This window comes from Streptomyces tamarix, assembly GCF_032423885.1.
Classification (GTDB): Bacteria; Actinomycetota; Actinomycetes; order Streptomycetales; family Streptomycetaceae; genus Streptomyces; species Streptomyces tamarix.
This window is the reverse complement of sequence record NZ_JAWCTQ010000031.1, coordinates 42,058-53,815: the sequence shown is the minus strand read 5'-3', so window position 1 is coordinate 53,815 and position 11,758 is coordinate 42,058. Positions and strand designations below refer to the sequence as shown.

The 11,758-nt window shown below is 73.8% G+C and carries 9 protein-coding genes; 4 read left to right on the top strand and 5 right to left on the bottom strand.

The genetic code is table 11. The annotated features are described in order from the left end of the window. Positions 1-25: 25 nt before the first annotated feature. The gene (locus RND61_RS22370; RefSeq protein ID WP_315879830.1) at positions 26-1,858 is read left to right on the top strand and encodes an LCP family protein; all 1,833 of its coding nucleotides are present in this window, start codon (positions 26-28) and stop codon (positions 1,856-1,858) included. 70 nt (positions 1,859-1,928) lie between these two features. Here the strand turns inward: RND61_RS22370 and RND61_RS22365 are convergent, their stop codons facing one another. Further along, complete coding sequence (locus RND61_RS22365; RefSeq protein ID WP_315879829.1) at positions 1,929-3,212, bottom strand: LCP family protein; 1,284 nt, start codon at positions 3,210-3,212, stop codon at positions 1,929-1,931. Positions 3,213-3,331: 119 nt separating this feature from the next. Between RND61_RS22365 and RND61_RS22360 the strand changes: the two genes are divergently transcribed. After that, the gene (locus tag RND61_RS22360) at positions 3,332-3,865 is read left to right on the top strand and encodes an acyl-CoA thioesterase (protein ID WP_315879828.1); all 534 of its coding nucleotides are present in this window, start codon (positions 3,332-3,334) and stop codon (positions 3,863-3,865) included. Positions 3,866-4,180: 315 nt separating this feature from the next. On the opposite strand, the gene RND61_RS22355 is transcribed toward RND61_RS22360, so the two are convergent. Beyond that, complete coding sequence (locus RND61_RS22355; RefSeq protein WP_449343281.1) at positions 4,181-5,707, bottom strand: LCP family protein; 1,527 nt, start codon at positions 5,705-5,707, stop codon at positions 4,181-4,183. A gap of 205 nt (positions 5,708-5,912) precedes the next feature. On the opposite strand from RND61_RS22355, the gene RND61_RS22350 reads away from it, so the two are divergent. Beyond that, on the top strand, positions 5,913-6,923 hold the full coding sequence (locus RND61_RS22350) for a glycosyltransferase family 2 protein (protein WP_315879826.1): 1,011 nt from the start codon (positions 5,913-5,915) through the stop codon (positions 6,921-6,923). Between the two features lie 216 nt (positions 6,924-7,139). On the opposite strand, the gene RND61_RS22345 is transcribed toward RND61_RS22350, so the two are convergent. Beyond that, positions 7,140-8,297 (bottom strand): acyl-CoA dehydrogenase family protein, encoded by a 1,158-nt coding sequence (locus RND61_RS22345; protein ID WP_315879825.1) that lies wholly within the window; start codon positions 8,295-8,297, stop codon positions 7,140-7,142. A gap of 197 nt (positions 8,298-8,494) precedes the next feature. Between RND61_RS22345 and RND61_RS22340 the strand changes: the two genes are divergently transcribed. Further along, the gene (locus RND61_RS22340; RefSeq protein ID WP_315879824.1) at positions 8,495-9,838 is read left to right on the top strand and encodes a UDP-glucose dehydrogenase family protein; all 1,344 of its coding nucleotides are present in this window, start codon (positions 8,495-8,497) and stop codon (positions 9,836-9,838) included. 183 nt (positions 9,839-10,021) lie between these two features. On the opposite strand, the gene RND61_RS22335 is transcribed toward RND61_RS22340, so the two are convergent. Beyond that, the gene (locus RND61_RS22335; RefSeq protein ID WP_315879823.1) at positions 10,022-11,236 is read right to left on the bottom strand and encodes a dipeptidase; all 1,215 of its coding nucleotides are present in this window, start codon (positions 11,234-11,236) and stop codon (positions 10,022-10,024) included. Then, positions 11,233-11,730, bottom strand: a complete 498-nt coding sequence (purE, locus tag RND61_RS22330) for a 5-(carboxyamino)imidazole ribonucleotide mutase (RefSeq protein ID WP_315879856.1) — start codon at positions 11,728-11,730, stop codon at positions 11,233-11,235. The genes RND61_RS22335 and purE overlap by 4 nt, the downstream gene beginning before the upstream one ends. Positions 11,731-11,758 lie beyond the last annotated feature (28 nt).

The following is an 11,758-nucleotide window of genomic DNA, read 5'->3' as shown; positions in this document are numbered from 1 at the left end:
GACCTGATCAACAGGGGAGACGTGGGTGGGACACAGCAGCGTGCGTGGGGAGGGGACGCGGGACGGCGTTCCGCACGCCCGGGACGCCCGTGACCCGGGGCGGGACGACGGTCCCGACGGAGCGGGCCCGTCGTACGACCGGACCGGCGGCGACGGCGCCGTCGCGACGGACGGGGGTACGGGCGCGGGCACGACGGCCGGCACCGGGCGCGGGGGTGCCCGGCGCGCGGGCGGCGGCGCCCCGGACGGGGGGAAGGACGGCGGGCCGGGCGGTGGGGCCGGGCGCGGCGCGCGGAGCGCCGGCGGTGGCCGCCGCCGGGCGGGCCGGCCGCCTCAGCGGCGCGCCCGCAGCGGCAGGCGGCGGGTGCTGCGCTGGGCCGCCTCGCTGCTGTCGCTGCTGATATTGGGCACCGCGGGCGCCGGGTACCTCTACATCGAGCACCTCAACGGCAACATCCGCAGCGGCGGCCGCAGCGGCGGCGACAGCGGCGTGCAGAAGGCCGCGCCCGACGCGTCCGGCAACACCCCGCTCAACATCCTGCTGATCGGCGCGGACGGCCGTAACTCCAAGGAGAACCTGGCGCTCGGCGGCGCCAAGGACACCGTCGGCGACAAGCCGCGCGGCGACGTCCAGATGCTCCTGCACGTCTCCGCCGACCGCAGGAGCGCCGCCGTGGTGAGCATCCCGCGCGACACCCGCGTCGACATCCCCGCCTGCAAGGACACCGAGACGGGCGAGGAGTACCCGCCGACCAACCGGATCATCACCGAGTCGCTGCAGCGCGGCGGGCCCGGCTGCACCCTCACCACCTGGGAGAAGCTGACCGGGGTCTACATCGACCACTGGATGATGGTCGACTTCGCCGGCGTGGTGCGGATGGCCGACGCGGTCGGCGGCGTCCCCGTGTGCGTGAAGGCGAACGTGTGGGACCGGCCGACCGCGCAGGTCCCGGGCGGCTCCGGGCTGAAGCTGCGGAAGGGCGAGACGTACGTCAAGGGCGAGCAGGCGCTGCAGTGGCTGCGCACCCGGCACGCCTTCTTCAACGACCAGGGCCGCGCCAAGGCCCAGCACATGTACATGAACGCGATGCTGCGCCAGCTCAAGGAACAGAACGCGTTCACGGACACCGGCCGGATCATGGACCTCGCGGAGGCGGGGACGAAGGCGCTGCAGGTGTCCGAGGAGCTCGGTACGGTGGACGAACTCTTCGCCCTCGCCATGGAGTTGAAGGACGTCCCCACCAACCGCATCACCATGACGACGCTGCCGACGGTCGAGGACCACCAGAACCGCGCGCACCTGCTGCCCGTGGAGAAGTCCGCGCAGCGGATCTGGCGGATGCTCCGCGAGGACATCCCCTTCGACAGCAACGGCGGCCCCTCGACGGCGGCGGCGAAGCCGTCCACCGCGCCGAAGGAGACCGGGCCGGCCGCCGCCGCGCCGTCCTCCCTCGCCGTCACGGTCGTCAACGGCACCGGGACGGACGGGCAGTACGCGGTGAAGGGCCGCGCCAGCGGGGTCGCCGAGGCGCTGCGCGGCAAGGGCTTCACCCGGGCCGCCGCCTCCCGGGACGCGACGCCCGCGGCGGAGACGGTCCTCGCCTACCCGAAGTCGTCCGGCGCGCAGGGGAAGGCGGACGCGCTGTCCGTGGCGGCGGCGGTCGGCCTGCCGGCCGGCGCGGTGCGGGCCGCCGACGACGTGGACGGGCTGAGGCTGACGGTCGGCGGGGACTGGCGCGAGGGCGACGCGTTCCCGAAGCAGGAGGAGCCCAAGGCCGGCGACCTGCCGTCGGACGCCGAGAACTCCAACGGCGCCAAGGCCGACTGCATGGACGTGTACAAGCCCTACCAGTGGTAGCGGGCCGCACGACGAGGGGCGGGGCCGGTCACCGTACGCGGTGACCGGCCCCGCCCCGTGTCCACGGCGGTCAGTTGCCGGTGACGGTGACCTTCTCGTCGTTCTGGATCTGCCGCACGAGCTCCTTCACCTTCGCCCTGTCCCAGACGAGGTTGCCGCCGCGGCTGCCCGAGACGGGCATGTTCATGGACTTCCCGTCACCGCCGTTGACGCTCTTCATCGCGAAGAACATCTCGGCGAGGTCGAACAGCGACATGTCCTTGTCGACGATGAGCGTGTCGAGGCCGGCGCCGAGCGTCGGGTACAGCGCGAACGGGTTGAGGACCGTGCCCGGCGTCGCCGCCTGGTTGGCGAGCGCCGCGAGGAACTTCTGCTGGTTCTTCGTCCGCGCCAGGTCCGACTCGGCGAAGGCGTAGCGGGTCCGGACGAAGGCGAGCGCCTGCTCGCCGTCGAGGGTCTGCTTGCCCGCCTTGAAGTCGGCGCCGGACTTCTTGTCCTTGAAGCCCTTCTCGATGGTCAGCTCGACACCGCCGAGCGCGTCGACGATGTTGGCGAAGCCGGCGAAGCCGATCTCCGCGTAGTGGTCGATGCGCAGCCCGGTGTTGTGCTCGACGGTGCGGACGAGCAGTTCGGGGCCGTCCTCGGCGTACGCCGCGTTCAGCTTCACCCGGCGGCCGGTGCCCTGGAACGTCTTGCCGGACTCCGAGCCGACGAACGTGGGGATCTCCACGTCCGAGTCGCGCGGGAGGGAGATCATCGTGTTCCCGCTGCCGCAGGCGGCGAGGATCATCATCGAGTCGGTGCGCTTGCCGTCGGCGGAGCCGGTGTGCAGGCGCTTCTTGTCCTCGGCGGTCATGCCCTCGCGGCTGTCGGAGCCGACGATGAGGTACGTCGTGCAGTCGCCTTCCTGGGGGCGCTCGACGACCTTGGCGAGGTCCACCTCGCGGCGCATCTTGCCGTCGGCCCAGAAGTACGTGCCGATCGTCGTGGCCAGGAGGACGGCGACGACCGTGATCGAGCCGACCTTGAGGCGGCGGCCCCAGTCCGGCGCGGGGCGCGCGCCGGGGCCGTACGGCGGCGCGGGCGGTGTGCCGGGGCCGTGGCCGCCGCCCGGGCCCCCGCCGCGGCCGCCGTGGCCGCCCCGGGGGATGCCGTAGACCTGGCCCGTGTTGTAGCCGCTGTCGTACGGCGCGGCGTGGCCGGCCACGTCGTCGTACCCCTGCCGCTGCTGCGGCGGGACGGAACCGGGCCGCACGTGGGGCATCACCCGAGCGCCCTCGGGCTGGGCGTCGGCGCTGCCGCGGCCGTGACGCCCCTGACGGTCGCCGGACCGTCCTCCAGGCCAGTCATTCATGCGCACCAGTGTGCCGCGCGCCCGCGCGGCCCTTACAGGGCGGGTGGGAAATAGGCGCCCCGCTGTAGCGAAGCTGATGCAATGCGGGCCCTCCCGACTCGGGGCATATGGTAGAGGGCATGACAGACCAGGCCACCCCCGAGGGCAAGCCGACCTCGGCGTCCCGCACCACGCTCAGCCACATCATGACGGGCAACGACACGAACCTGCTCGGCACGGTGCACGGCGGAGTGATCATGAAGTTGGTGGACGACGCGGCGGGCGCGGTCGCCGGACGCCACTCCGGCGGGCCCGCGGTGACCGCCTCCATGGACGAGATGGTCTTCCTGGAGCCCGTCCGCGTCGGCGACCTCGTCCATGTGAAGGCGCAGGTCAACTGGACCGGCCGGTCCTCCATGGAGGTCGGCGTGCGGGTGCTGGCCGAGCGGTGGAACGAGTCCACGCCGGCCACGCAGGTCGGCTCGGCGTACCTGGTGTTCGCCGCCGTCGACGCGGACGGCAAGCCGCGTACCGTCCCGCCGGTGATCCCGGAGACCGAACGCGACAAGCGCCGCTACCAGGAGGCCCAGATCCGCCGCACCCACCGGCTGGCCCGCCGCCGCGCCATCAAGGAGCTGCGCGAGCGCCGGGCGGCGGAGGGCATCGACGACTGAGCCACCGCTCCGGGCCGGTCAGGGGGCGGACGCCACCCGGCGACCGGGCCACGACCGGCCGCAGACGCCCCCGGGCCGGTCAGGGGCAAACGCCGTCCCGCGACCGGGCCGCGACCGGCCGCAGACGCCACCCCGAGCCTGGCGGGGGCGGACGCCACCCGGCGACCGGGCCGCGACCGGCCGCAGACGCCCTCGGGGCCGGTCAGGGGCAAACGCCGTCCCATGACCGGCCTCAGCCGCCGCCCCGGACCCACCAGGGGCAAACACCGCCCCGCGACCGGGCCGCGACCGGCCTCAGCCGCCACCCCGGGCCGGTCAGGGGCAGACGACCTGGTCGCCGGTGCGCGCCTCGTACCCGCCGGGCCACCGCACGGGGGCCACGGCGCGCACCGGCCGTACGGCCTCGAAGTCCGCGCCGGCCGTGACCTTCATCAGCGGCCCCTGACCGGGAGCGGCGCTCAGCCGGGCGCCGGGCAGCGCCGCCGCGAGGGACTTCGCCGAGCGGTCCCAGCGCGGGTCGTACGCGACGAGGGTCCGCCGCACGTCCCGCCGGTCGCCGTTGTGCGGGGCGCGGGTCGTGTCGAAGCCCGCCGCCCGCAGCGCGGCGTCCACCCGGGCCCCCAGGCCGCGGATCCCGGTGCCGTTGTACACCTGGACGCGGACGTTCCGCGGCGGGACGTCGACGTCCCCGCGGCGCGGCGCCGGCGTGGTGGGGCGGGCGGTGAGGGGCCGGTCCTCGCGGATCGACGCGAACAGCTCCTGCGCCCGGTCGGCGTCCCACCTCACCGTCGACCCGATGCCGTCGATCCGCACGCCGGCCGCCTCGACCGGCACGGACGTGAACTCGGACGACGCCGTCGTGAAGCCGCGCATCGCCCGGGCCAGCGCCAGGACCTCCTCCGTGCCGAACCCCCGGTCCGCGCGGACCGACCCGGACAGGGCGCCGAGGACCTTCCGGAACCGCACCGGGTTGAGCAGCGCGCCGCTGCTCGTCGCCCGGTCGATCAGCGCGGCGACGAACTGCTGCTGCCGCCGCATCCGCCCCAGGTCGGACCCCCCGTCGACGTGGCGGGACCGCACGTACTGCAGGGCCTCGCCGCCGTCGAGGACGTGCGTCCCGGCGGGCAGGTCGAGGCCCGTGTACGGGTCCTTCATCGGGCGGGCGGTGCAGATCCGGACGCCGCCGAGGGCGTCGACGGTGCGCATGAAGCTGGTGAAGTCGACCTCCAGGTAGTGGTCGATCTTCACGCCGGTCATCCGCTCCACGGTCCGGATGGTGAGGTTGGGGCCGCCCTCGGCGTAGGCGGCGTTCAGCTTGACCGGGTGGCCGTGGTGGCGCTCGCCGGTGGTCGCGTCCGTGTGCTCGGGCAGTTCGGCGTACGTGTCGCGGGGCAGGGACACCAGGCTGGCGCGGCGGCGGTCCGCCGAGATGTGCGCCAGCATGATCGTGTCCGTGCAGCGGCAGGGGGCGCCGCCGAGCCGGTACCGCTTCCTGTCCGCGGGCGTGACCTTGTCGCGGCCGTCCGTGCCGACGAGGAGGATGTTCGTGCCGTGGCCGGACGCGGGACGGTTGTTCATGTCCTTGAACGCGTCGACCCGGCCGATGCCCGTGTCGAGGCTGGTGAAGAGGGCGTGGCCGATGCCGCCGGTCGCGAGGACCAGGACGGACAGGGCCGTCGCCATCCGCGCCCCCCACCCGGGCCGCTCCCGGCGCCGCCGCGGCCTCCCCCGCCGCTCCGGCTGCCGCCGCGGCGGTTGCGCCCCGGGGGCCACCGGCCGTCTCGCACCGCGGGCCGGCGGCCGGGGGACCGGGCGGGCGGGTCGGCGGGGCGGGACGGGCACGAAGGACACCTCCGCGGGCGGATGGGGGGACCGCCACAGTAGGCCCATACGATCAGCTGCCGGCCGCACCACCCCGGGCGGCGCGCACCCGGGTCGCCCGTTCGCGGTAACGTGGCGGGCGTTACCGCTGTCCGTCCACCGGGGCCGGCCCCCGGGCCCCCGGCCGTCGCCGCCCCGGGACGTCCTTACGTACCTCCGAGGAGCCATGCCCCTGCCCCCGGTCTCCGTGATCATGCCGGTCCTCAACGAGGAACGTCATCTTCGCAACGCGGTCCGCCACATCCTCGAACAGGAGTACGGCGGTGAGATGGAGGTGGTGATCGCGCTCGGCCCGTCCACGGACCGTACCGACGAGATCGCCGCCGAGCTGGTCCGCGAGGACCCGCGCGTACACACCGTGCCCAACCCGTCGGGCCGTACGCCCGCCGCGCTGAACGCGGCGATCAGGGCGTCGCGCCACCCGATCGTGGTGCGCGTCGACGGGCACGGCATGCTGTCGCCGAACTACATCGCGACGGCGGTGCGGCTGCTGGAGGAGACCGGCGCGCAGAACGTCGGCGGCATCATGCACGCCGAGGGCGAGAACGCCTGGGAGGACGCCGTCGCCGCCGCGATGACGTCCCGGATCGGCGTGGGCAACGCCGCGTTCCACACGGGCGGCGAGGCGGGCCCGGCGGAGACGGTGTACCTGGGCGTGTTCCGCCGGGAGGCGCTGGAGCGGCAGGGCGGGTACAACGAGGAGTTCATCCGCGCGCAGGACTGGGAGCTGAACTTCCGCATCCGCGAGGCCGGCGGGCTGATCTGGTTCTCCCCGGAACTGCGCGTGCAGTACCGGCCGCGGCCGTCCGTGCGGGCGCTCGCGAAGCAGTACAAGGACTACGGCCGCTGGCGCCACGTCGTCGCCCGCTACCACCAGGGCTCCATCAACCTGCGCTACCTGGCCCCGCCGGCGGCCGTCTGCGCCATCGCGGCCGGCCTCGCCGTGGGCGCGACGCTCACGCCGCTGGGCTTCGTCGTGCCGGGCGGGTACCTCGCGGCGATCACGCTGGGCTCGATCCCGGCGGGCCGGGGCCTGCCCCTGAAGGCCCGGCTGCGGATACCGGTGGCGCTGGCGACGATGCACATGTCGTGGGGCTACGGCTTCCTGACGAGCCCCCGCTCCCTGGCGAAGAAGGTCATCGCCAGCCGCCGCCCCCCGGTCCGCACGACGGCCTGACCCCGGCGTCGCGCGACGAGCCCCCGGCGTCGTGCCGGGGGCCGTTGTGTTCGTACGGGTCAGGGGCCCTGCCCGGTCCGGCGCCGGCCCGGGACTTCCCCGGGGTGACGCCGGGGACTCCCCGAACGGGCCGGAAGCCGAATGGGCCCGAGCGGACCGGAGGCCGGTCACGGCTCCAGGACCACCCGAGAGGGCCGCTGACCTGCGAAAACCCTGCTACGGCAGGTTGCGGGCCATGACGATGCGCTGGACCTGGTTCGTGCCCTCGTAGATCTGGGTGATCTTGGCGTCGCGCATCATGCGCTCGACCGGGTAGTCGCGGGTGTAGCCGTAGCCGCCGAGGAGCTGGACGGCGTCCGTGGTGATCTCCATGGCGACGTCGGAGGCGAAGCACTTGGCGGCCGCGCCGAAGAAGGTCAGGTCGGCGTCGACGCGCTCGGACTTGGCCGCCGCCGCGTACGTGAGCTGGCGGGCCGCCTCCAGCTTCATCGCCATGTCGGCGAGCATGAACTGCACGCCCTGGAAGTCGGCGATGGCCTTGCCGAACTGCTTGCGCTCCTTGACGTAGCCCTTGGCGTAGTCGAGGGCGCCCTGGGCGATGCCGATGGCCTGGGCGGCGATGGTGATGCGGGTGTGGTCCAGGGTCTTCATCGCCGTGGCGAAGCCCGTGCCCTCCTCGCCGATCATGCGGTCGGCGGGGATGCGGACGTTGTCGAGGTACACCTCGCGGGTCGGGGAGCCCTTGATGCCGAGCTTCTTCTCCGGGGCGCCGAAGGAGACGCCCTCGTCGGACTTCTCGACGACGAAGGCGGAGATGCCCTTGGAGCGCTTCTCCGGGTCGGTGACGGCCATCACCGTGTAGTACTCGGAGACGCCCGCGTTGGTGATCCAGCGCTTCACGCCGTTGAGGACGTAGTGGTCGCCGTCGCGGACCGCCTTCGTCTTCATGCCGGCCGCGTCGGAGCCGGCGTCCGGCTCGGACAGGCAGTACGAGAACATCGCGTCGCCCTTGGCGAGCGGGCCCAGGTACTTCCTCTTCAGGTCCTCGGAGCCGGAGAGGATCACGGGCAGGGAGCCCAGCTTGTTCACGGCCGGGATCAGGGAGGACGACGCGCAGACGCGGGCCACCTCCTCGATGACGATCACGGTCGCGAGGGCGTCGGCACCGGCGCCGCCGTACGTCTCGGGCACGTGCACCGCGTGCAGGTCGGAGGAGACGAGCGCGTCGAGCGCCTCCTGCGGGAAGCGGGCCTCCTCGTCCACGGCGGCGGCGTACGGCGCGATCTTGGCCTCGGCGAGCGAGCGGACGGTGTCCCGGAGCATGTCGTGCTCCTCGGACGGGCGGTACAGGTCGAAGTCAGGCGTTCCCGCCATGTCTGGCTCACTCCCCTGGGCTGCAGTGCTAACTACCGTTAAGTAACCCGAATTTTAGTGGGCGCCCGCCCGTCCGGCACATGTGGGGATCACGTGAGCTTGCTGACAGCCGACGCGCCGCCGGATCCCTGCCCAGCGCCCCGCCCGACTATGCTCGGGCACGCATTCCCGGCACGTACAGCACTGGAGCAGCACACATGGCCCTGAAGATCACCGTGATCGGCACCGGTTACCTCGGCGCCACCCACGCAGCGGCCATGGCGGAGCTCGGCTTCGAGGTGCTCGGGCTCGACATCGTCCCCGAGAAGATCGAGATGCTGGCGCAGGGCCGCGTCCCCCTGTACGAGCCGGGGCTGGAGGAGCTGCTGCGCAAGCACGTCGCCGGGATCGAGGGGTCCACGGGGCGGCTGCGCTTCACCACCTCCTGGGAGGAGGTCGGCGACTTCGGCGACGTCCACTTCGTCTGCGTGAACACGCCGCAGAAGCACGGCGAGTACGCCTGCGACATGAGCTTCGTCGACGCCGCGTTCGGCTCGCTCGCCCCCCACCTGAAGAAGCCGTCGCTGGTCGTCGGCAAGTCGACCGTGCCGGTCGGCACCGCGGAACGGCTGTCGCTGCTGCTGGCGCAGCGGGCGCCGGCGGGCGCGGACGTGGAGCTGGCGTGGAACCCGGAGTTCCTGCGCGAGGGCTTCGCCGTGCAGGACACGCTGCACCCGGACCGGATCGTCGTCGGCGTCGAGAGCGAGCGCGCGGAGAAGGTCCTCCGCGAGGTGTACGAGGTGCCGGTCGGCGAGGGCGCGCCGTTCGTCGTGACGGACTTCCCGACCGCCGAACTGGTGAAGACCGCGGCGAACTCCTTCCTCGCGACGAAGATCTCCTTCATCAACGCGATGGCGGAGGTCTGCGAGGCGGCCGGCGGCGACGTCGCCAAGCTCGCGGAGGCCATCGGCCACGACGAGCGGATCGGCGCCAAGTTCCTGCGCGCCGGCATCGGCTTCGGCGGCGGCTGCCTGCCCAAGGACATCCGGGCGTTCATGGCGCGCGCGGGCGAGCTGGGCGCGAACCAGGCGCTGATGTTCCTGCGCGAGATCGACTCCATCAACATGCGGCGCCGCAGCCAGATGGTCGGCATGGCGCGCGAGGCGCTCGGCGACGGGACGTTCCTCGGCAAGCGGGTCGCGGTGCTCGGCGCCGCGTTCAAGCCCGACTCCGACGACGTGCGGGACTCGCCGGCGCTGAACGTCGCCGGGCAGATCCACCTGCAGGGCGGCCAGGTCACCGTGTACGACCCGAAGGGCATGGACAACGCCCGCCGCGTCTTCCCGACGCTCGGCTACGCGGACAGCGTCCTGGAGGCCGTGCGCGGCGCGGACGTGGTGCTGCACCTCACCGAGTGGCGGGAGTTCCGCGAGGTCGACCCGAAGGAGCTCGGCGAGGTCGTGAACGCCAGGATCATCCTGGACGGCCGCAACGCCCTGGACGCCTCCCTGTGGCGCGCGGCGGGCTGGACGTTCCGCGCGATGGGCCGCCCGCGCGCGTAGCCGCGACGGGCCGCCCGCGTACGCGGGCCCCGTACCCTCGGCCCCGGTCCTCGGCCCCGGTCCTCAGCCCGCGGCAGCCGGGCGGGCCGCCCGCGCAGGCCCCGTACGGCGCGCCCGTGCCCGCCCGCCTCCGCCGGGGCGGAGACCGGGTGGGCCCGGGGCGCGGGTGCGCCGGCGCGGGGTTCAGCCGTCCAGCGCGGCGAGCGTGGCGGTGGACGGGCCCCGGCGCGCGGACGCGTCACGGGCGACGGCCTCCGCGTCGCGCAGGACGCGGACCGCGTTGCGCCAGGTCAGTTTGGACACGTCCGTACGGGACCAGCCGCGGGCGAGGAGCTCCGCGACCAGGTTCGGATAGCCGGCCACGTCCTCCAGGCCCTCCGGGGTGAAGGCCGTGCCGTCGAAGTCCCCGCCGATGCCGACGTGGTCGACGCCGGCGACCTCCCGCATGTGGTCGAGGTGGTCGGCGACCGTCGCGACCGTGGCGACCGGGCGCGGGTTCGCCTCCTCGAAGGCGGCGTGCAGGCGCATCGCCTCCGGGGTCGTGTCCAGGGGGTGGAGGCCGTGCGCCCGCAGGTTCTCGTCCGCGCGCGCCGTCCACTCCGCCGCCGCGGGCAGGATGAACTTCGGTACGAACGTGGCCATGGCGACGCCCCCGTTGGCGGGGAGCCGCTCCAGCACGTCGTCGGGGACGTTGCGCGGGTGGTCGCACACGGCGCGGGACGACGAGTGGGAGAAGACCACCGGCGCCTCGCTCGTGTCCAGCGCGTCCCGCATCGTCGTCGCGGCCACGTGCGAGAGGTCCACCAGCATGCCCAGGCGGTTCATCTCCCGGACCACCTCGCGGCCGAACGGCGACAGCCCGCCGGCGCGGGGCCCGTCCGTCGCCGAGTCCGCCCACGCGATGCTGTCGTTGTGGGTGAGCGTCATGTAGCGCACGCCCAGCGCGTACAGGGCGCGGAGGGTGGCGAGGGAGTTGTTGATGGAGTGGCCGCCCTCCGCGCCCTTCAGCGACGCGATGCGGCCCTGGGCCCGGGCGGCCTCCATGTCGTCGGCCGTCAGCGCGGGGGCCAGCTCCGCGGGGTGGCGGGCCAGCAGCCGGTCGACGCAGTCGATCTGCTCCAGCGTCGCGCTGACCGCGTCGTCGCCGGCCATGTCGGCGCGCACGTACACCGACCAGAACTGGGCGCCCACGCCGCCCGCGCGCAGGCGCGGCAGGTCGGTGTGGAGGCGGCCGGTCTGGTCGGCGGCCACGTCGAGGCGGTCCAGGTCGTACCCGGCCTGCTCGCGCAGCGCCCACGGCAGGTCGTTGTGGCCGTCGGCGACGGGGAACTCGGCGAGCAGCCCGCGGGCCGCGCCGAGGTCCCGCCCGCCGGCCGCCGGGCCGCCCCCGCCGGTCACTTCGCGAAGCCGAAGGACGCGGAGCCCTCGACCTTCGCCCGCAGGCGCCTGCCCTTCTCCGAGGCCTGGTCGTTCAGCTCCTGCTGGAACTCCTTCATCCGCGCCAGCAGGTCCGCGTCGTGCGCGGCGAGCATCCGCGCCGCGAGCAGCCCGGCGTTGCGGGCGCCGGCCACGGAGACCGTGGCGACGGGGACGCCGGCCGGCATCTGCACGATGGAGAGCAGCGAGTCCATACCGTCGAGGTACTTCAGCGGCACCGGCACGCCGATGACCGGCAGCGGCGTGACGGAGGCGAGCATGCCGGGCAGGTGCGCGGCGCCGCCGGCCCCGGCAATGATCGCCTTCAGTCCGCGGTCGGCGGCCTGCTCGCCGTACGCGACCATCTCGCGCGGCATGCGGTGCGCGGAGACGACGTCCACCTCGTACGGGATCTCGAACTCGTCGAGGGCCTGCGCGGCGGCCTCCATGACGGGCCAGTCGGAGTCGGAGCCCATGACGATGCCCACGAGCGGCACGAGTGCA

Coding starts and splice junctions, on each gene's coding strand:
- RND61_RS22365 (WP_315879829.1), bottom strand. CDS start 3,212: ATGAATGACTGGCCTGGAGGACGGTCCGGCGACCGTCAGGGGCGTCAC.
- RND61_RS22360 (WP_315879828.1), top strand. CDS start 3,332: ATGACAGACCAGGCCACCCCCGAGGGCAAGCCGACCTCGGCGTCCCGC.
- RND61_RS22350 (WP_315879826.1), top strand. CDS start 5,913: ATGCCCCTGCCCCCGGTCTCCGTGATCATGCCGGTCCTCAACGAGGAA.
- RND61_RS22345 (WP_315879825.1), bottom strand. CDS start 8,297: ATGGCGGGAACGCCTGACTTCGACCTGTACCGCCCGTCCGAGGAGCAC.
- RND61_RS22340 (WP_315879824.1), top strand. CDS start 8,495: ATGGCCCTGAAGATCACCGTGATCGGCACCGGTTACCTCGGCGCCACC.
- purE (WP_315879856.1), bottom strand. CDS start 11,730: ATGGGCTCCGACTCCGACTGGCCCGTCATGGAGGCCGCCGCGCAGGCC.